This window comes from Paenibacillus sp. IHBB 3054, assembly GCF_051594305.1.
Lineage (GTDB): Bacteria > Bacillota > Bacilli > Paenibacillales > Paenibacillaceae > Paenibacillus_AQ.
This window is the reverse complement of the sequence record NZ_JBOFBG010000017.1, coordinates 1-19,947: the sequence shown is the minus strand read 5'-3', so window position 1 is coordinate 19,947 and position 19,947 is coordinate 1. Positions and strand designations below refer to the sequence as shown.

21 protein-coding genes are annotated in these 19,947 nt (G+C 51.1%); 6 read left to right on the top strand and 15 right to left on the bottom strand.

Annotated features, from left to right (window positions below; all coding sequences use genetic code 11):
* Positions 1-154: 154 nt before the first annotated feature.
* Positions 155-1,303, bottom strand: coding sequence for a GntR family transcriptional regulator (locus tag ACQ76X_RS18640; protein WP_438495396.1), 1,149 nt, complete (start codon positions 1,301-1,303; stop codon positions 155-157).
* Positions 1,304-1,384: 81 nt separating this feature from the next.
* Positions 1,385-2,437, bottom strand: coding sequence for a LacI family DNA-binding transcriptional regulator (locus ACQ76X_RS18635; protein ID WP_438495395.1), 1,053 nt, complete (start codon positions 2,435-2,437; stop codon positions 1,385-1,387).
* A 109-nt stretch (positions 2,438-2,546) separates the two neighbouring features.
* On the opposite strand from ACQ76X_RS18635, the gene ACQ76X_RS18630 reads away from it, so the two are divergent.
* Positions 2,547-3,464 carry an ROK family protein gene (locus tag ACQ76X_RS18630; protein ID WP_438495394.1) on the top strand — a complete coding sequence of 306 codons (918 nt, stop codon included), beginning with the start codon at positions 2,547-2,549 and terminating at the stop codon, positions 3,462-3,464.
* A gap of 15 nt (positions 3,465-3,479) precedes the next feature.
* Entirely contained in the window at positions 3,480-4,424 is a 945-nt protein-coding gene (gene manA, locus ACQ76X_RS18625) for a mannose-6-phosphate isomerase, class I (RefSeq protein WP_438495393.1), read from the top strand.
* A gap of 155 nt (positions 4,425-4,579) precedes the next feature.
* Here the strand turns inward: manA and ACQ76X_RS18620 are convergent, their stop codons facing one another.
* From ACQ76X_RS18620 to ACQ76X_RS18595, 6 genes are all read right to left on the bottom strand, one after another.
* Positions 4,580-4,774 (bottom strand): hypothetical protein, encoded by a 195-nt coding sequence (locus ACQ76X_RS18620; RefSeq protein ID WP_438495392.1) that lies wholly within the window; start codon positions 4,772-4,774, stop codon positions 4,580-4,582.
* A 146-nt stretch (positions 4,775-4,920) separates the two neighbouring features.
* Positions 4,921-6,210, bottom strand: a complete 1,290-nt coding sequence (locus ACQ76X_RS18615; RefSeq protein WP_438495391.1) for an ABC transporter permease — start codon at positions 6,208-6,210, stop codon at positions 4,921-4,923.
* A complete protein-coding gene (locus tag ACQ76X_RS18610) occupies positions 6,203-7,105 on the bottom strand; it encodes an ABC transporter ATP-binding protein (RefSeq protein ID WP_438495390.1) in 903 nt (300 codons plus the stop codon). Before ACQ76X_RS18610 ends, ACQ76X_RS18615 begins: the two co-directional genes overlap by 8 nt.
* A 3-nt stretch (positions 7,106-7,108) precedes the next feature.
* Positions 7,109-8,038 carry an ATP-binding cassette domain-containing protein gene (locus ACQ76X_RS18605; RefSeq protein WP_438495389.1) on the bottom strand — a complete coding sequence of 310 codons (930 nt, stop codon included), beginning with the start codon at positions 8,036-8,038 and terminating at the stop codon, positions 7,109-7,111.
* A 15-nt stretch (positions 8,039-8,053) separates the two neighbouring features.
* A complete protein-coding gene (locus ACQ76X_RS18600) occupies positions 8,054-8,449 on the bottom strand; it encodes a GntR family transcriptional regulator (protein ID WP_038585414.1) in 396 nt (131 codons plus the stop codon).
* 17 nt (positions 8,450-8,466) lie between these two features.
* Positions 8,467-9,195, bottom strand: a complete 729-nt coding sequence (locus ACQ76X_RS18595) for a hypothetical protein (RefSeq protein ID WP_438495388.1) — start codon at positions 9,193-9,195, stop codon at positions 8,467-8,469.
* A 228-nt stretch (positions 9,196-9,423) separates the two neighbouring features.
* Between ACQ76X_RS18595 and ACQ76X_RS18590 the strand changes: the two genes are divergently transcribed.
* Entirely contained in the window at positions 9,424-10,206 is a 783-nt protein-coding gene (locus ACQ76X_RS18590) for an MBL fold metallo-hydrolase (RefSeq protein WP_438495387.1), read from the top strand.
* A gap of 156 nt (positions 10,207-10,362) precedes the next feature.
* Here the strand turns inward: ACQ76X_RS18590 and ACQ76X_RS18585 are convergent, their stop codons facing one another.
* From ACQ76X_RS18585 to ACQ76X_RS18555, 7 genes are all read right to left on the bottom strand, one after another.
* Positions 10,363-10,827 carry a DUF420 domain-containing protein gene (locus tag ACQ76X_RS18585; RefSeq protein WP_438495386.1) on the bottom strand — a complete coding sequence of 155 codons (465 nt, stop codon included), beginning with the start codon at positions 10,825-10,827 and terminating at the stop codon, positions 10,363-10,365.
* Positions 10,828-10,981: 154 nt separating this feature from the next.
* A complete protein-coding gene (gene ctaG, locus ACQ76X_RS18580; protein WP_342438191.1) occupies positions 10,982-11,908 on the bottom strand; it encodes a cytochrome c oxidase assembly factor CtaG in 927 nt (308 codons plus the stop codon).
* Between the two features lie 14 nt (positions 11,909-11,922).
* A complete protein-coding gene (locus ACQ76X_RS18575) occupies positions 11,923-12,246 on the bottom strand; it encodes a cytochrome C oxidase subunit IV family protein (protein ID WP_438495385.1) in 324 nt (107 codons plus the stop codon).
* Positions 12,247-12,248: 2 nt separating this feature from the next.
* A complete protein-coding gene (locus tag ACQ76X_RS18570; RefSeq protein ID WP_340895111.1) occupies positions 12,249-12,875 on the bottom strand; it encodes a cytochrome (ubi)quinol oxidase subunit III in 627 nt (208 codons plus the stop codon).
* A gap of 6 nt (positions 12,876-12,881) precedes the next feature.
* Positions 12,882-14,720 (bottom strand): cytochrome c oxidase subunit I, encoded by a 1,839-nt coding sequence (ctaD, locus tag ACQ76X_RS18565; protein WP_076113745.1) that lies wholly within the window; start codon positions 14,718-14,720, stop codon positions 12,882-12,884.
* A 128-nt stretch (positions 14,721-14,848) separates the two neighbouring features.
* Positions 14,849-15,892, bottom strand: a complete 1,044-nt coding sequence (gene coxB, locus ACQ76X_RS18560) for a cytochrome c oxidase subunit II (RefSeq protein ID WP_438495384.1) — start codon at positions 15,890-15,892, stop codon at positions 14,849-14,851.
* A gap of 396 nt (positions 15,893-16,288) precedes the next feature.
* A complete protein-coding gene (locus tag ACQ76X_RS18555; RefSeq protein ID WP_038585388.1) occupies positions 16,289-16,477 on the bottom strand; it encodes a hypothetical protein in 189 nt (62 codons plus the stop codon).
* 457 nt (positions 16,478-16,934) lie between these two features.
* On the opposite strand from ACQ76X_RS18555, the gene ACQ76X_RS18550 reads away from it, so the two are divergent.
* The 3 genes from ACQ76X_RS18550 to ACQ76X_RS18540 all read left to right on the top strand — a co-directional run bounded on the left by ACQ76X_RS18550 (position 16,935) and on the right by ACQ76X_RS18540 (position 19,486).
* The gene (locus ACQ76X_RS18550) at positions 16,935-17,954 is read left to right on the top strand and encodes a serine hydrolase domain-containing protein (RefSeq protein ID WP_438495383.1); all 1,020 of its coding nucleotides are present in this window, start codon (positions 16,935-16,937) and stop codon (positions 17,952-17,954) included.
* Positions 17,955-18,095: 141 nt separating this feature from the next.
* The gene (locus tag ACQ76X_RS18545) at positions 18,096-18,434 is read left to right on the top strand and encodes a DUF4870 domain-containing protein (protein ID WP_038585383.1); all 339 of its coding nucleotides are present in this window, start codon (positions 18,096-18,098) and stop codon (positions 18,432-18,434) included.
* 104 nt (positions 18,435-18,538) lie between these two features.
* The gene (locus ACQ76X_RS18540) at positions 18,539-19,486 is read left to right on the top strand and encodes a diacylglycerol/lipid kinase family protein (protein WP_438495382.1); all 948 of its coding nucleotides are present in this window, start codon (positions 18,539-18,541) and stop codon (positions 19,484-19,486) included.
* The last annotated feature ends 461 nt before the right edge of the window (positions 19,487-19,947 follow it).

Below are 19,947 nucleotides of genomic sequence, written 5' to 3'. Positions count from 1 at the left end.
TCAATATGTCAATATGTTAATTGGTATATTTATAATAAAAATGACTTAATGGTATATTGGATTAGACTAATTGTAATAATTTCGGTCATATAACAAAAAAAGCCTTCGCTATGAAGGCTTTCATCCATTCCCAATTAAAAATATGTGATCCCGGTCAGTCTTGTTTGACAGAAGATGTTGATTTACCTTTTATTAAGGTCGCCGGCAATAAGATCCTGGTGATCGGAAGCTCATTCCCCTGCATATTAAGGACATTCTCAAACGCTTGCTTGCCAATTCCAAACTGATTCTGCCGCATATGCGTAATTCTACAGCCTTCATGTGACTCAGGACTGTCAAAACATATGACTGACAAGTCATCAGGAATATGCAATCCCAGCTTGCCTGCCGCCTCTTCCACAAGCAAAGCGATGTTGTATTCTGCAGCAAATAGCGCAGTAATATGGGGATTTTTCCTGAGATGCTCCACTAGCTTGTTTACATCCTCGATGCGGGCTTGCGGATCAAACACATTCGGCATGGTAGAAGTAAAAGTTTCCAGCCACATTTCCCGATTAACCAGCATGTTATGCTCTACATGAGCTTCAATGATACCGTCAATCCGTTCTTCTATTGCCGTTGTATTCGCTGGCGGCGGAGCCAGAAATCCAATATGCCGGTGCCCCAGCTCGAAGAGATAACGTGTCCCCTCTTTGGCTGCTTGAACATTATCTGTACTAACAGAAGACGCAGGTATCCCCTTCAAATACCGGTCAATCATAACAAACGGAAACTTCTGAATGACCAGTTTTAGAATTTCAGCACTGAAATATTCTCCTTGTGCAGGAAAAATGATAAGACCGTCTACCCCAAGTCCTAACAACTGTTGGATCGCCTTTTCCTCTAGTTCCGGGATACCAAAGGACCGCCGTACCACAAGAAAGCAGTCATTATCCCTCGAGGCTTCTTCCATTCCGTATATGAGCTCTGTACCGTACATATCACTGAAGTTCGTAATCACTAGCCCTATGATCCGCTTCTTGCCGGATGTCCGGGCAGCCTGCTGGTTATCATATGGTTTTAGCAATACAGAATTCGAATCCGCTACAAATGAGCCTCTGCCCGGCTGACGAATGATCAATTGCTCATCGGCCAGCATTTTCAGTGCTTTTTTTGAAGTAATCCGGCTGACCCCAAACTCACTGCAGAGCTCTTTCTCAGACGGCACCCGGTCTCCGATCTTATATTCATTCCTTGTTATCCGATCTCGCAGCGTTTGAAAAATCATTTCGTACATCGGCATCGAACCTGAGTCATTGGCCATAATCAAGCACCTCCATTGCAGCTCTCTCTCTGAAAGACATATCCTAATATACCATGTTATATTTGGAATGTGAAGAATGGTTTATTCCAATAGCGGGTATCGGTTGCTGCGGTCCATATCCAGTACGGAATTACGGGCGATCAGCGTAGGACGTATGTACTGCCGCAGCATTTCCCTACTTGCACTTTTTAAGGTTAGTAGCATATCAGCCGCTGCTTCGCACATTTTTTCTTTTTCCACCCGCATAGTCGTCATTCCAAGTTCATTGCCTTCTTCGTATTGAAGATCGTCAAAGCCAACAATTGATATTTCCCTCGGAACCATCAGTCCATGCTTGCGAAGCTGCCTGGCCAGAATATAGGCAATTCTGTCGTTACCACAGAAGAAAGCAGTCGGGTATTCCTCTATACCATTCAGGTACACCTCAATTTCCTGCTCCGTATCCTGAAAACCGGCAGAGTACACCATTACCTTACTCATGTCCAAGGGAAGACCGGATTCCTGCATAGCACTCCAATAGCCGAGCCAGCGTTCTTCATGGCTGGTTGTCAGATTGGCCGGACCGATAAAACCGATCCTGCAATGTCCGGACCGGATAAGCATCTTGACAGCTTCGTATGCCCCCTCAGTATTAGCGGAAGCAACAACCGGACACGGCAGCTCCCGGTGATACGAATCAAACATAATCAGCGGTGTATCCAGCTCCCAGACAATTCTCGCATACGCCTTTTCGACAATTCCGAATAGAATGATCCCTATATATGAAATTTCTTTACAGGCCTGGGGCAGCTGAAGAGTTGCTTCCATTTCAGCATCAATGGGTGCAATCACCGCACTAAGCCCTCTCTTGCGGATACTCTTCTCCAGCCCCCAGATCATATCGTGAAAGAACCTGAAATGATCATTATCCTGATAGCCCATAATCCGCTCCGGCACCAGGATCAGCACATTCCTGCCGGAAGATGCCCTCTCAGCGAATTGGCCATACCCCAGCTCCTTAGCCGTCTGGAGAACACGGTATCGCATTTCTTCGCTGACACCCTTTTTATCCAGCAAGGCAAGTGATACTGCGTTTTTAGAAATATTCAGCCTGTCGGCAATATCCTGCATCGATACTTTCTTTTTACGGCCCATGCTTCTTTTCAATCCCTTCAATCCATGATAAGCTTATGCCAAATTTACTTTACACTTGTCATTTTTGTCAAGTTTGTCAAGTAGTATTGAACATCAGGAGGCCATATTTGTGAATTATGCAATTGGAATTGACATTGGAGGTACAAAAACAGCCTTGGGTCTCGTCTCTCCAGATGGGCAGGTACTATCCAAAGCTTCACTTACTACAGATCTATCGCTTACGCCGTCTGATATGGCAGACAAGATTGCCGAAGCAGCTAACCGCCTGCTGTCCGATGAAGGCTTGCATCAGACAGACCTTAAAGGAATTGGTATAGGGGCACCCGGCCCGCTTAATACCAAGCTCGGACAGATCGCCGAGCCTCCCAATCTTCGTAGTTGGTGGAACTTCCCCGTTGTGGCTGCGTTCGAGCGTCACTTTCAGATACCTATTGTTCTGGAAAATGACGCCACTGCCGCTGCACTGGCGGAGAAGTGGACGGGAGCAGCCACTGCCGCCGACCATTTCGTATACATCACGATCAGTACCGGTATAGGGGCAGGAATCTACAGCCACGGCAGACTGATTACCGGAGCAACCGGAAATGCCGGCGATATCGGACATATGGTCATTGATCCAGGCGCCGGTCTCTGCAGTTGCGGGCAGCGCGGGTGCTTTGAATATATTGCCTCCGGTACAGCCATTGCCAGAGAAGCCAGCCAACTACTTGGCCGGCAGGTGACATCCAAGGAAGTCTTCGAGCTGGCCTTATCCAGTCAGGATGCCGCAATGAAAGCGTTAGTCGATCGCGTATTCGGCTATATCGGCATCGGCTGTGTTACGCTCATCAACACCTTCGACCCTGAATTGCTTGTTATCGGAGGCGGTGTCTCCCAGGTTGGGGCACCCTTATTCGAGGCTGTCCGCGATTATATCAAGCTTCATGCATTGAATCCTTCCGGGCGGAGCACCCGGGTTGTCCCCGCAGCTCTTCAGCAGGATGCCGGCCTGATCGGTGCAGCAGCACTTATTCATACCAATTATTAGAGGGAGTGTCAGTTAATGAATCAGCCTATCTATTTGCAGCCTGTTTTTCAGGAACGTATTTGGGGCGGAACCAAGCTAAGAGACTTGTTCGGTTATCCTATTCCAAATGATTCTACCGGCGAATGCTGGGCCATATCGGCGCATGCCAACGGCCAGAGCATCGTCAAAGAAGGACCTTATCAAGGGTTGGAGCTGGGACAATTATGGAGCTCGCACCCGGAGCTGTTCCGTTCCGGTTCCCCGGTGTTTCCTTTGCTTATCAAGCTTCTGGATGCCTCCGATGACTTATCTGTTCAAGTACATCCGGATGACAATTATGCCAGCAAGCATGAGAACGGCGAGCTTGGCAAGACGGAATGCTGGTATATTGTTGATGCAGAGCCCGGTGCAGTAATCATATACGGCCATGAAGCTGCTTCCAAAGAAGATTTAGAGCATCTGTTGCAGCAAGGGGAATGGGAGAAGCTGCTCACTAAGGTTCCAGTCAAACCGGGAGACTTTTTCTATGTGCCAAGCGGAACAGTACATGCCCTTGGTAAAGGGATTGTTGTGCTTGAAACCCAGCAAAGCTCCGATACAACCTACCGCGTCTACGATTATGACCGCCGGGACAAAGAGGGTAATTTGCGTGAGCTTCATCTGGAGAAGGCCATTGATGTTACAACCATCCCGCAGGTATACGAGCCTACGGCTTACACAACCAACAAGCAAGATGGTCTGACTGTGACCAAGTTTGTTAATAATTCATTCTTCACGGTCGAGAAATGGGATGTATCTGGAAAAACCCAACTGCTTACGAATGAGAAATACATGCTCGTAAGCGTCATTGAAGGTAAGGGTTATCTCCACATCCAAGACAGCGAACACACACTGAACAAAGGCGATCATCTCATCCTGCCTGCTCTATTCGGACCCTACGAATTGGATGGCGAGCTTCTGCTTATTATTTCGCGCGAATAACCTAGAGATGAATCAAAAAGCCTTTGAATACCCATCTCCCGCGCTTATCTAGGGATCGAGTCCTTGTTCTTTGTTCAAGACAAAAACCTGATCCCGTAAATTATAAGAACCTGCACGGAGCGCAGGTTCTTTAGGAATATTTTATTGTCTCGTTCTTAATGACTACGTTTATTAAATCTACCATAGGTTATGATGGTCATCACCATACCCACAATGCCCATACCAGTTAGAATACCTTGCGTGAAATCCATCAAATTGCTCCCGTTAGAATCAATAATTTGACTCGCTGTTAGCGAAAGAAAAGAGACTGCAAACAGTATTCCTAAACTTTGCTGTTGTTTCTTATTCATTATTTCCACTCTTAAATTAACTTTAAATCTACAAGTCACATTCTCAAGCCTATAGTCACCCTTCATTCGATCCTTAAAAAGAACAAACCCTTGATACATCAGCACTTCCGGTGTTTCAAGGGTTTAATTTATATTGATGATTCCAATTAAATTTTGTAGGCCTTCATCGCTTTTCTGATCTCCTTGATGCTTGGGCGTTTGCCGTACATCAGCACTCCCGTGCGGTAGATCTTGGCGGCAAGCCAGCCGAACAGTAAGGTGGTTGCCAGTAAGATGAGAATCGAGACCAGAATCTCCCAGGTCGCTACCTCGCCAACACCAATGCGCAGCAGCATGCTGAGCGGAGAAGTGAATGGAACAAAGCTTGCTACTTTAACCAGCATGGTATCCGGGACAGAGATGCTGAACATCGGAAGATATAAATTGACGAAGCCCAGCATAAGAATAGGCATGATCGCCTGGCCCAGGTCCTCGGTACGGCTGACAATGGAACCTACAGCTGCGTACATCAAGGCGTACAGGAAGTAGCCCAGAATATAGAGTACCAGTCCGTATAGAAGGATACTGATGTCCAGCTGCCCCAGATCAAGATCAAAATCGGTCAGGATACTGGCATTATGCGGAAGCATAAGGTTGGCGGCTACGCCTGCGGAGATAATCGCAATTTGCAGGATGCCGACCAGGAAGATGCCAATCACTTTGCCGAACATTTGCGTCAGTGGTGCAGCACTCGTAATCAGGATCTCCATGATACGGGAGCTTTTCTCCGAAGTGATTTCGGCGGAGATCATATTGCCTGTCATCATAATCGACATAAAGAACAGCATAAGCAGGGCATATACAATCACATAGTTGATAATTGGCGGTGATTCCTCTGCCGTACCTTCATTTCCGGCTCCTTCCGAGCTGATCTGCTGGGTGCCGATGGATACCGGGGTGTACATCGCAGCCACCTGTTCCGCAGTCAGCTTATCGCCTACAATCAGTTGAGTATTGGCTTGCTGCAGTGCATTCTGCAGATAGTTCTGCACATCCGAATCAATCTCACCGTTCTTGCTATAGTAGGTAACCGCGGGAATGCCTTCACCGCTCTGTGCACCCAATGTGATATAACCCTCGATGTTTTCCTCGTCCAGACCTTTCTTGAGCGCTGCATCATCTGCAGTAGCATATGGACTGATCGTTACCGGGGTCACGCCCTCAGGCGGACTATAGGCCTGGAGGAGCTCAGCTACTCGGTTGCCATCCTCTGCCACGACTCCGATCTGCACTTGGTTCTTTGCGGACCCGTCGTCTCCCTGGAAAAGCTTCACCATATACGGAATGTTCATCCCGATGCTCAGCAGAACCACCAGAATCAGCGTAGTAATCAGAAATGCCTTGGTTCTTACTTTATTCTTGAATGTAAAACCGATAATCGTCCCCATCTTATTCATTGGATTCACCTACCGCTCTAATAAAGATTTGGTTTAGCGTCGGTTCCTTGATCTCAAAATGCTCTACCTCGCCCTGTGCAACAGCATGCTGCAAAATGCGCTGGGCCGCACCGATCTCGCGGATCGAAAGAACATATCCCCGTTCCTGCCGCTGGACGGCAGTTACACCGGCGATACTTTCCAGGCCAGCCACTTCGCCCACTGTGCGGAGTATAACCTCCTCGCGCGGGTAGCCTTTCTTAATCTCGCGGATATCTCCCTGGACCACTGTATTGGAACGGTCAAGAATAGTAATGTTGCGGCATAGCTCCTCAACATGCTCCATCCGGTGTGTAGAGAACAGGATACTGGTGCCCTGATCCCGCATTTCGCGGACGGTATCCTTCAGCAGCTCCACATTGACGGGATCAAGTCCGCTGAAGGCTTCATCGAGAATCAGAATTTGCGGTTTATGGACAACCGCGGCGATAAAGCCCATTTTCTGCTGATTCCCCTTGGAGAGCTCTTCAATCTTCTTATTGTAATATTCCGGGACTTCAAAGCGGTCCAGCCAATAACGCAGGCTCTTTTCCGCATCGGCTGCTGCCATGCCGCGCAGGCGGGCCAGATAAATAATCTGGTCGCTCACCTTCACCTTCGGGTACAGTCCGCGTTCTTCCGGCAGATAGCCCATCAGATGCTGCAGTTCATTGCTATAGGACTTGCCGTTGTAGAGAATCTTGCCCTCGTCGGGATAGATCAGGCCAAGCACCATGCGCATTGTTGTTGTTTTGCCGGCGCCATTGGCTCCGAGCAGACCATAAATCTCACCTTGCTCTACTTTTAGATTAATTTTGTTTACTGCGGTTTTGTCTCCGTACTGCTTGACTACCTGTTCAAGCTTCAAAGCTTCCATTCGTTAGTCCCCTCTCTTCTGGTCGATCAGGATCGGACGATGTCCTTGTGTCCATAAGCTTAAAATCTCATCCAGCTCCAGACTGCGGCTCTTGATAACCTTTACGCCCAAGTGCTGAATGCGTTTCTCATTCTGATTAAATTGCTGGGTTATAAATGAAGCGACTCCCGGTGTCTCCAGTGCAAACTGCTGAGCCCCCGGCAATTCAGCCGCCAGCTCCCTAAGCTCTTCCTCATCCTGCACGCCCACCCACACCTCGCTCCATGAACCAAACAGGCTGTCCTTCTCCGCCATTCCGAGCAGCTGTCCCCGATGCATCAGTACAATAAAATCAGCCAGCCGCCGAACCTCTTCGACGATATGGGTGGAGATAACAACAGTCGCATCGCTCTCATCCATATAATTGCGGATCGACTCAATCATACTCTTCCAGGCGAAGGGGTCGAGACCCGAGGAGGGCTCATCCAGCAGCAGCAGCCGGGGCCGGGCAGCCAGCGCAGCGGCAATCTCGAATTTACGGCGTTCACCTTTGGACATCTTGCCCAGCTTGGCTCCCCTCGGTACTTCAAATTTATCCTGCAGCTCCTGAAAGTAGTCATGATCCCAGGAAGGGTACCAATGCCGGCGGAATTCGGCGGCCTCATCTGAGGTCCAGTAATTCTCCTCCGTTAGCGAGGTTTCCGGCACATAGGCAATGCTCTGGCGTAGTTCAAGCGGCAGACCTGCCTTGTGCTGCTGTTCAAACCAGAGGATCTCGCCTTCCTCCGGAAAGGTCAGCTGCAGCAGCATGTGAAGTAAAGTGCTCTTGCCGGAGCCGTTCTGGCCCACCAGTGCGGTAATATAGCCTTGCGGGAGATTCAGATTAAGCGGTCCTATCGTCCTGCTGCGCCGCTTCTTGCTTACATTCCGCAGCTCTATGGCCTGCTGTACCATAAGATGAACCACCTTTCATTCCTGTTTGTTGTATTTGTCTTTTACAATCTCTACAAATATTCCCGTCAGTTCCTCTTCGCTGCATTGGACCGACAGGCCAACATCCACCGCACTTTCCAGAGCTTTGCGGACGGCATCCCGTTTGTATTCTTCCATCGCCCCGTCACCCACATGGGAGACAAAGGTTCCGGTTCCCTGTCTTGTCCGCAGCAGCCCCTCATTCTCCAGATCCTGATAGACCCGGCGGACGGTGATCACGCTGCATTTCAGATCTCCGGCAAATTCACGTATGGAGGGAAGCAGTGTCCCTTCCGTGATGCCTCCGCTGATGATCAGCGACCGGAGCTGGGTTTCGATCTGATGGTACAGCGGCTCGGCACTGTTCTCGTTAATCTGTATCGGTATCCACATAAGTTACCTCCGCCCTCTCATACGAGATCGCGGCTTTTAAGCCGGTGTGTCGTCAATTTGGAAAATAATTGCACGGATACCGTGCCCAGCAGCAGCGTTCCCCACATCAGCGGAGATAACAGCCCCCATTCCTTCGAGCAGGAGACGCTGTACAGAAACAAATTTCCATCCGCCCATTGAATCAGCAGCGCAACCCCGAAGGACAGCGTCATCAGGGCCAGGGTGATCCAAAAGTACGCTTTGCCGCTAACCAGAAACTCCACAAAAATATAGATGCCAGTCATCATCAGGCCATAACCGATCCAGGTAAATGCAAACGCAACGTATGAAGTCCCTGTCAGCTGGCTGCGTATATTGTCACTAATGGCGTACATTAAACCGAAGAACAATACGCCATTCAGACAAAATGAGAACATTGCATCCAGCTTTCTTTTGCACAGGATCACCGCAGCCGGAACAGGCAAACTCCGCATATAGGCCAACATCCGGGTGTAAGAGTCTTCACTAAAATATTTCATGGTACGCCGCGAGAGCGTGAAGCCCAACATGGGAATCATAGAAATCAGCAGGAAGTCGGACATCAGCCTTCCGTCACTTCCGCTCAGCGCATCTTCCGTGACCATTCCAGTCATAGCGGCCATATATCCCATAAAGATAATGGAAAACAGCAGGGCCCTCACTATGTTCAGCTTGTCACCGCGGAAATCTGCACGGACCATCACCCAGGCGTCTCTAAATATTGTCATTACCTTTAACCTCGCTTTATTGTTTCTCCTGCGGTAGGCTGCAGCGGATAGACACGGTTCAGTGTGTATCTCTCTGTGCTTACTGTATATATCTATATACACAGTATATGACCTGTATTTTCCATTGTCAAGAATCATTTGTAATAAATTTCAATCAGCTATAAAGTAGGAATCAGCGAGATTTGTAGGCTACTCGAGAGAAAATACTCAAGTATCGGGGAGGTTCATATGATTAGTGACCCATGGTTTACTGTTCAGCAAATGGATGAAGCCACATTCGCAATCAGCGAATACGGGCATTGGGAGAAGGTGCATTCCTTTCTGCTGCTGGGGGAGGAAAAAGCTGCGCTGATTGATACCGGTCTTGGCATCGGCAATATCAAAGAAATAACAGATCAGCTGACCCGCCTGCCGATTGAAGTGCTCACCACTCATGTACATACGGACCATATCGGCGGCCATGGACTATTCAGCAGTATTTATGTCCATGAAGCGGATAAGGACTGGCTGGTCCATGGCATTCAGGGTTTGTCTATCGAGCAAATCCGCAGGGACATCGGCAGAGATCTGACCCGGCCTGTGCCGGAGGGCTTTGACCCTGACGCTTACAAGCCTTTTCAGGGCGAGCCAGCCGGCTTATTAAGCGATGGGGACCTCATCTCTCTGGGCGGCAGAACACTTAAGGTGTACCACACTCCCGGGCATTCTCCGGGTCATGTATGCTTTGTCGATAAAGACCGCGGTTATTTGTTTACGGGTGATCTGCTGTATGATGAGACGCCTGTGTATGCTTTTTATCCTTCAACAAGTCCTGCAGATTTGGTCAATTCCCTGGAGAGAATGGCTGCATTAGACGGAATCAACAAAGTTTACGGTTCACATAATACACTGGGTCTAGAAGCGGAGATTCTGGAGGAAGTGAAGCTGGCGGTTAAGTTTCTGCGGGAACATGAACTGGATCATTTCGGCACGGGGATTCACCGGTTTGGTCGTTTCAGTGTGCAATTCTGACCTTTATGAGAACACAGCCATGGCTGGGATACCGCTAGGATATCCTGGAGATTGCAATAATCAAGCGTGAAGCATTTAAATTCTAATATTTAGAAAAAGCCTGTGCTGTCCGCTCCCCAGAAAGGTTGCAGATGCACAGGCTTATTCCAATTTCAGCTACGCGTTCAATATGATGTCCCAGACCGGCTTTGTGTGCCCGCCCGGATAAAAGATGTACAGCAGCACATACACAGCGACACCCGTAATAGCAGTAATAAACCAGATGACAGCAGTCACTCTTCCCCATTTCCGGTGTTTGGCAAATTGAGCCTTGAAGCCCAGCGTCAGCGTAGTGATGCCGAATACGGCGGCTACCGTCGCCAGCACGATATGGAAAATCAGAAAGATGTGGTAGAGCGTCGACAAATCGGCCGGTCCACCCCAGGATGTGTTGCCTACGAATGCCGTTCTGGACACGTACACAATGAAAAACAAGATGGCAGCAACAGCGGCGGCAATCATTGTCTTCTTGTGCGCTTCACGCTTGCCCTTAATGATTTGTCTCCAGCCGATCGCCACCAGCAACGCGCTGATTACGATGAAAGATGTGCTGATCGTTGGAAACAATGTGAAAATATCCATGATTATCCCCCTCGGCGCTCGCCAGCTATGCACGAGCAAGAAGAAGCCGCTACATTGTTCTTTGCAGAGCGTATGCTTCCGATGCCAACAATACTCTGTATCGCTCTCAGGTATCCGTTGCTTTAGAAATACAAGGATAATTCAGGCATGTGACTCAACCTTCCTTGTATTTCAAATAGCCATCCCCCGGTTCGGCGGATGGCGCGGAAACCTCCGCATCGTCTTGCCCGTTCTCTTTTTTATACCAATGATAGAACACATAAGCAAGCATCGAGGCAAAAATAAATTCCTGAATGAACTTCATGGCGATGCCTCCCACCTGCTGATCGACCTTGGGCGACAGCCATCCGAAGAACGCCGGACCGCCGAACGTCTGCAGCAATGAAGCGGGATTTCCCGATACACAGTAGCCCATCGCCCGCGCCCAGGTGTCGGGATCACTGTACGTGGCATATAGTGGAGTCCCCGCAAAAATAATCAGCCCGCAGGCCGGTGTCAGCAGCACCATATTCAGGAAGATAAAGCCTACCTGACCCAAGCCGCCAAGTTTCCGGTACTCCGGCAGAGGATTTATCAGATTCCACCACATGAGCACAGAGGTCAGAAAAAGCAGGCCGTAATAGAGCCGGTGAACTGTAAAATGCAGCATCACGTAATCATGAACCACTGGAATATGGTAGAGCGAGAACAGCCCGTTGAACAGAAGGGCCGCCACCACCGGCTGTGCCAGAAAGGCAAAACGCCGGAGCGGGTTCACCTTAAGAAAAGCACGCCAGGCCCAGTCCGGAATCCCGAGCATAATCAGCGGCACCGCTACCAGATAGGACAGAGCCATACTGACCATATGGAAGGAAAAGAAGATATGGCCCAGCAGGCTGACCGGCCCGCCCTGCGCAAGGTAAAGAGCCAGCATTCCGCTAAGAAACAGTCCCCTGCGCCATACAGGAACTGCAGAAGCACCGGAGAACCGACCAGCAAGCGGACCGATCAATACGAAATATCCAGCCGTCAGCAGCAGCAGGACCGCCAGAAAAAGCGGACTCCACAAATCCTCAAAGCTGAAATATTGTAATCCCAGCATGATCAGAAGCCTCCTTAATCCCACCAAACCCAATACAGTGCCATGATAATGCAAGTTCCGGCGATAAAAAAGCCGCCCAGCATAAATAGAATCGGTATCAAATGTCCCTTGTCCTTCAGATGCATCCAGAAGCCCATCTGCAGAAAAACCTGCAGAACGGCCATGACCAGCAGCAGAATCACGGCAAAGGTCGCGTTGACTCCTCCGGCCGCAACAGCTGCGAAGGCAATCAGCGTCAGAATAACAGAGAAGATAAACACCACGATATGCCGCTGCGGCCCTTCCTGCCGCTGGCGGTGCTTCACCGCGCTATCCGGAGAACGCTGTTCTGTCGCCATAGCTAACCCACCTTTCCGAGCAGGTAAACAACCGTGAAGATAAACACCCATACCACATCGATAAAATGCCAATACATCGCGGACACATAAATCTTCGGTGCCGTGACCACCGTCAGCCCTTTATAGCTCAGCTGCCCGATCAACACGGCGATCCACACAATCCCGAAAGCAACGTGAGCACCGTGGAACCCGACCAGTGTATAGAACGCCGAACTGAATGCACTGGTAGTCATCCCGAATTTCTCGTGTCTTATATATTCGCTGAATTCGTAGATTTCCAGACCAAGAAAGGCCGCGCCGAGCACTACAGTAACCAGCAGCCAGTTCCGCAGCAAGGCGGGCTGGTTCCGGTGCATCGCCTGAATGGCGAATACGCTCGTCAGGCTGCTCACCAGCAGCAGAAAGGTTGCGGCGGCAACCAGCGGCAGATGGAACAATTCGTTCGCAGACGGACCGTCATTCGTCTGGTTTCGCAGCGCCAGGAACGTGGCGAACAAGGTGCCGAAGAGCACCGCTTCTCCACCAAGGAACAACCAGAAGGCCAGGACTTTGTTGCGGCCTTCCGCCGTCGCTTTTTCCGGTTCGTGCGGAAGAGTGCCTTTTGCAGCTTCAGCATGTGCCGTTGTCATGTCGGTTCACCTTCCTTCCAGCTCTTCGGGTTCGATATGCCAGCCATGATCGTCAAAGAGCGAGCGCATCAGCATCGACCCGAAGGTTATCAGAAGACCCAGCGCCGTAACGATATAGTTATTAAAGAGAAAACTCATAAAGCTGTTGCCAAAATCATCACGGCTGAACATAAAGCCAAGTCCGGCAATAAAGATACCGACCGACATCAGGAACGGGTGCACCGTCGCTGAAGGCATATGAATGGAGCCTACCGGTTCGGATGGCGTCATGCCCTTGTGCCCGGCTGTTTTTTCCTTCCAGAAAGCATCCAGACCGCGCACCAGCGGTGTTTGCTTGAAATTGTATTCCGGAGGCGGTGAGGAAATGGTCCATTCCAGCGTCCGTCCGTCTTCCCACGGATCATCCGCCGCATCTGCCGGCTTTCTGGAAGTGATGAAGACATTGGCCAGGAAAAACAGCATCCCCACACCCATAAGCCCTGCCCCGATCGTACTGATCAAATTTAGCAGGTCGAATTGCTGATTCGGCAAATACGTAAATACGCGGCGCTGCATCCCCATAAGCCCCAGGAAATGCTGTACAAAAAAGGTCATGTGAAACCCGATGATAAAGGTCCAGAAGGTCCATTTGCCCAGGTGTTCGCTCAGCATTCTTCCGAACATTTTAGGCCACCAATAATGCAGGCCCGCGAACAAGCCGAGCACCAGGCCGCCGACAATTACATAGTGAAAATGGGCAACGACAAAATACGTGTCATGAAACTGAAAATCGGCAGGAGCAGAAGCCAGCATAACACCTGTAACCCCGCCCATGGTGAAGGTTGGAATAAAGCCGACCGCGAATAAATTCGGGGTGGTAAAGCGTACTTGCCCGCCCCACATCGTGAACAGCCAGTTGAAAATTTTGATTCCTGTCGGAACGGCAATCAGCATCGTGGATACAGAGAACAAGGCGTTCGCTACCGGTCCGAGGCCGGTGGTGAACATATGATGCGCCCAGACCATGAAGCCAAGGAAGGCGATCAAGATCGTCGCGAAGACCATGGAGCTGTATCCGAACAGCCGCTTACGCGAGAACGTCGGGATGACCTCGGAGATAATGCCGAAGGCCGGCAGAATCAGAATATACACTTCGGGATGACCAAAGATCCAAAAAATATGCTGCCAGAGCACCGGATTGCCGCCGCCGCTGGTCTCGAAGAAATTGGCGCCGAGAATCCGGTCGAAGGTGAGCAGCACAAGCCCTACTGTAACTGCGGGAAAAGCGAACAGGATAATAGCGGAAGTGATAAAGGTGGCCCAGGCGAACATCGGCATCCGCATAAATGACATTCCCGGAGCCCGCATCGTAATGATCGTAGCCAGGAAGTTAATGCCGCCGATTAGTGTGCCTAGGCCGGCAATCTGCAAGCCGATCGTGTAGAAATCCACCCCGTGGGTGGTGCTGTAGGAGCTGGAGGACAGTGGGGTATAAGCGGTCCAGCCGGCATCGGGCGCTCCACCCATAACCCAGCTAAGATTAAGCAGAATGCCGCCGAACAGAAACGTCCAGAAGCCAAGCGCATTCAGAAAAGGAAAAGCTACGTCGCGCGCACCGATCTGCAGCGGGATAACCGCATTCATCAACGCGAAGATGACCGGCATGACCCCGAGAAAAATCATCGTTGTCCCGTGCATCGTAATCAATTCGTTAAAGGTCTGGGCGTCCAGAAAGGTATTCATCGGCTTGATCAGCTGGATGCGGATCAGAATGGCCTCCAGCCCGCCGATGCCAAAAAAGATCCCTCCGGCCCAAAGGTACAAAATTGCAATCTTCTTATGATCGACGGTGGTAATCCAGTCCATGATTCCGGTATGCCGTTTAACGCTGTGGCCATGCCTCAAGGGCCCGGAAGGATTCAAGGATTGCGCTGTTTGAGCCAAGGTACGTACCCCCTTTTCAAATATGCTGCTTCTGCTTTGGGCAATAGGCTTTATTCCAGCGTGTAGCCGGCCAGATATTCGGCAATTCCGTCAATCTCTTCATCACTGAGTCCCAGTTCCTTGGGGTCAGGCATCCGGTTGCCCGGCTTGACGCTTTGCGGATCATGCAGCCAGGTCTTAAGATTCTCCAGGATCGGCGCTCCGTCGACACCTGTGTCGTCGTTCAGCAGAATACCAGCCACCGACTCGCGGGACCCGATCCCGGTGAGGGATGGACCGTTGCTGCCTACCATATCACCCACTGCATGGCAGGTCAGGCACGCGGACTTGAACTTTTCCGCAAGCGCCGGATCTTCAGGCATCACTGCCGGGGCTTTCATGGAAGCAATCCATGCCGTGAACGCATCCTTGCTGACCGACTTCACTTTAAATTCCATAAATCCGTGGGAAGGACCGCACAGCTCCGCGCATTTGCCGCGGTAAACGCCTTCATTTGGCGCACTGAAGCTGAAATGGTTCGTTGACCCGTCCGGGTTGGTATCGATTTTGCCGGAGAGAGAAGGTACCCAGAATGAGTGCAGCACATCCTTTGTAGTCAGCTCAAAGGCGATATCCACGCCCGCAGGAATCACCAGATCCTGCGCCGTTGTCACACCGTAATCGGGGTATTCGAATTCCCACCAGTATTGGTGGCCGGTCACCTTGACCTTAACTGCATTCTTATCATTCGAATGATCATCTCCTGCGGCAAACACCGCCTGCACGGTCGGAACCGCCAGCACAATTACAAGGATCAGCGGGATGACCGTCCACAGCACTTCAAGCTTGAAGCTGCCTTCCACCTGTTCAGGGATCTCATGCTGGCCCGGTTTCCTGCGGTAACGGATAAGCACGTAGGCCGCAATGGCAAAGACGATCAGCAGCACGACAATCATGATGGTAATCGACAGCTTCATGAGTCCGAACGAGCTTTCCGCTGCAGGTCCCTGCGGTCTGAGCACCGACAAGTCCTGCCGCCCGCATCCTGCGAGAATGAGTCCAAGCGTTGCTGTCATGGGAAGAAGCCGTTTACCAGCCTGCCACATTTTCATCATTGATCTACCCCGCTTTTCCCGATTTCGTAGATTAGAGGATTTTCCTGTCAATTATAACAATCACTATTAATATAAGTTTATGGGGGTCTTTTGTCAATCGTTCACAGCAAGTTCACAAAGCATTTTTTCAAACAGCAAAAGCTTGTCCTTACTGTATTTAAGAGCGCTTACAGAAAATGAATCTTTTATCATTTTTTCTTTAAAGCGCATACAAATCTATTTTTGTCTATTAATTCATTTGACTATTTTATGATTTATGGCATTGCAATAAATATGCGCACAAAAAAAACCGCTTCCTGCGGCAGCAAGCCGCCCGGGCACGGTTTATGAGAATCCTCATGGATGTAATTCCAAATTTGATGTCGTCAAATAGCAGGAAGTATTCCTGTCTGTAAATTAGGAGACGGATGAGTTTATTCTTCCCAACTCATGCTCCACGACCATAGTCAGCTCTTCTTCATAGCCTCCTGTGATCCGATACTTCCGGACATACTCCTTCACAAATTTCTTGGGATCTTTGGGCCGGAAAATGCGTGTCATTTCCCGTAGACTTTCCTTCACTTCGTTATGACCTTTACTTGCCATGATCAGTTCCCTCCCAAAACATTGAAAATGAATGCTCCGTTGTAGAGAATGCATGATGAAAAGTCCGCCGTAACCTCGAAATGCAAGTCAAGAAACCGTAACACATACGTGGCTTGCATTATCCGCCTAAACGTTCATTCCATAAATATGGAGGTCCGCCTTGCCGGTGAAGCAGGTTCGTCGTGATTTGGGCTGAGAGTAAGATGCACCAAATGCGGAACACCTTGACACTTTACTTACCCGAAGAGCCACTTGCTGAATCACTCCTTTCGGGCCTTATCGTTATATTGTATCATATTCCAGTCCAACTTCCACCTTTCCTTGTAAAATTTACGTACGTAAAATATTTTTTTACTCTTCTCTACCGCAGCAGGTGAGGCTTGCAGACTTTTGGTTAAAATAACGTATCCGCCGCCGCATCTTAGACTGCAGCAGGCAGCTTGGAAAGGGGATTGCTATGAGCCAGCAGCTGTCTTTACTACACACACCTAACAACCCGGCACCCGTTATAGCAGCAGCCCGTCCGGATGACACCGGAACCTGTCCTCTTCGACTGGAGAAGGCCCATCAGGCAGTTACGAAAGAATTTCCCAAAATGCATAGTATGCTTGTCGTCCGCCACGGGCAACTGATATTTGAACGGTATTACGGGGGATATCATGCCGGAATGCTGAATGATCTCCGTTCAGCCACCAAAAGCTTCCTCTCTCTTCTTATCGGCATTGCCATCGGCAAAGGCCATATTCCGGGAGTCCACTCCTTTGTAGCCGAAGCGCTTCAGAGGTATCTGCCGCCCCGCTGCTCTCCGCAGCTTTCGGAAATTACGCTGCGCCACCTGCTGACCATGACCTCCGGCTTCAGGTGGATTACCGGCAGGAAGCTCGGAGAACCGCTCGTACGTAATCTGCAGCGCAGCCGCCGCTGGACTTCGTACGCTCTTAGCCTGCCCATTGATCATGAAAATATTGGGCAATTTCAATACCGCAGCAGCGACTCGCATCTAATATCGGTTATGCTGAGCGAATTCTCAGGGCTGGACGCTTACAGCTATGCCAGAGAGCATCTGTTTGGACCACTGGACATTCACCACACTGCCTGGCTGCCCAGTCCTGAAGGGCACAGCATGGGCCATATCGGCTTATACCTGACCTCGCGTGATCTGGCTAAAGTCGGTATGGTCCTGCTGGGCGGCGGCCTCTACAAAGGACAGCAGATGATCCCGCAGAATTGGATGGAAGATGCGTTCACAGCCCAGACCCCCGGATATCCGGCCTACGGCCATTACGGGTATCAATTCTGGAACGGCATGATGAGCAGCCAGCCCTACGTGCTGGCACATGGACACGGGGGCCAGCAGCTATTGCTGCTGCCGAAGCTGGACGCCGCCGTTATATTCACCGCCGAGAGCGCGGTCAGCCGGTGGAAACACCCCCGCAGACTGGTTGAACAATACATTATACCGGCGATGGAGCTTTAGCATGTCTAACGGAAAGGAAGAATGCTTTTTTATTTGAACCCCTTCCCGGTCCACATACTTTGCCGGGACAAATCATAGGCTCATAGAGAAGAGGGAACCGGTTAGCCGCCTTCTTCTCCAAGTACAAGGAGAGTGAGCCCTTTGTCCCCTTTCAGATCTTCCACCGGACTGCCTGACCATATTGCCGCCGCCCTATGCTACTTCTTTCCCTTTATTGGGGGCATCGTTTTTCTGGCCCTGGAGAAACGCAGCCGCTTCGTGCTCTTTCATGCGTTGCAGTCGCTGATCGCCTTCGGGACACTGATGATTGTCCATGTCCTCAGCGGCTTTATTCCGCTGCTCGGCGCTCTCGTCGCCGCTTTAATTTCCCTTTGCAGCTTCGCCGTATGGCTTCTCATGATCTACCATGCTTTGGGCGGAAGATGGTATAAGCTTCCCTGGGCAGGGGAGATCGCCGAAAGCCAGCTCCGTCAGTTGTAGCCTGCCTCCTGCTGTTTATCCTTATTTTTAAGATTCCCTTTTGAACGTCCACTCCGTACAATGGAATCAGGACATACAGGAATCTACAGGCTGGAGGAACATACATGTACTTATTGATCATAAATCCCCGTTCCGGCGGCGGAGCAGGCCAGCGGACATGGCAAACGGTCGAAAAGATGCTGCATTCACGCGGCACCCCTCATGAGCCCTTGTTCACGCAGAACGCCGACCACGCCGAAGCCCAGGTGCTTGGGGCGCTCGCCCGGCGCGACGACTGGCGCGCCGCCATCGTCATCGGCGGCGACGGCACGATCCACAGCGTGCTGGGCGCGCTGCGGCGCAGAGGTGTGCCGCTAGCCGTCATCCCCGCCGGCTCCGGCAATGACACGGCACGCGGCTTCGGCATCCCGCTGGCCACAGAGGCCGCGCTGGAGGCTGCGCTGCAGGACCGCTGCCTCGAAGCCGATCTGCTCTCGGGGGCGGGCGGCCTCACCCTGACCGCCGTAGCCAGCGGCTTCGATGCACAGGTAGCCGTAAATGTGAACAACGGCTTCTACAAACGGCTGTGCAACGCCATCGGCGCCGGACAGCTGGCCTATATCATCGGCATTCTGCATACGCTGATGACCTTCAAGCCCTGCCGGGTGAGCGTCACCTGCGACGGGAAGGAGCTGGCTTTCGAGAAAGCCTGGCTTGTCTCGATCTGCAACCTGCCAAGCTATGGCGGCGGGCTGCTGATCTGCCCGCAGGCGGAGGCCGATGACGGCCTGCTCGACGTCTGCGTCGTGCACGGCTGCAGTCGCATTCAGGTGCTGCGGCTATTCCCGACGCTGCTGAAGGGCACGCATGTTGCGCTGCCCTTCGTGACGATGCTGCGCGGGCACAGCGTAGCTGTCCACTTCGCGCAGGCCCGCCATGCCATCGGCGACGGTGAGCCCCTCGGCACGGCGCCGCTGGCCGTGCGCTGCGAGCCGGGCGCGCTGCGCGTGCTCTCGCCGCTGGCGGCGGCCCGCGAACAGGGCGCGGCTGGCCCTTGCCAGGCAAGCGTGTAGGACGCGGCCGGCCCGTACCCAGTCAGCGTCGTGTGTAGGACGCGGCTAGCCGTACCCAGTCAGCGTCGTGTAGGACGTGGCTGGCCCGTACTCAGTCAGCGTCGTGTGTAGGGTACGGCTGGCTGGGGTTCCCGAGCGCGAGTTCCATCGCGCTTGCGAATGAATGGCCTGCGGTGACCACGCTTCGGCGATCTGCGGCTAGCCCGCAAGCGCAGCTCCATTCTGCTTATACTTAGTCCTCCCAGCTGCGGTTATGCTGCTGCCCATTGAGTTTGAGGGAGATAATTGCAGTTTGTACAACTAAACGGGCTGGTTTCGCTTCCGTTCAGCACTTAACTGCACTCTGTACATCTAAATTCCGGTTTCTGGTCCATTTTCGGCATTAAGTCGGACATCTACTGTACAAAATACAACTAAAACGGAATGCCGAGCAAATAAGGAACATTTAGTTGTACAAATTG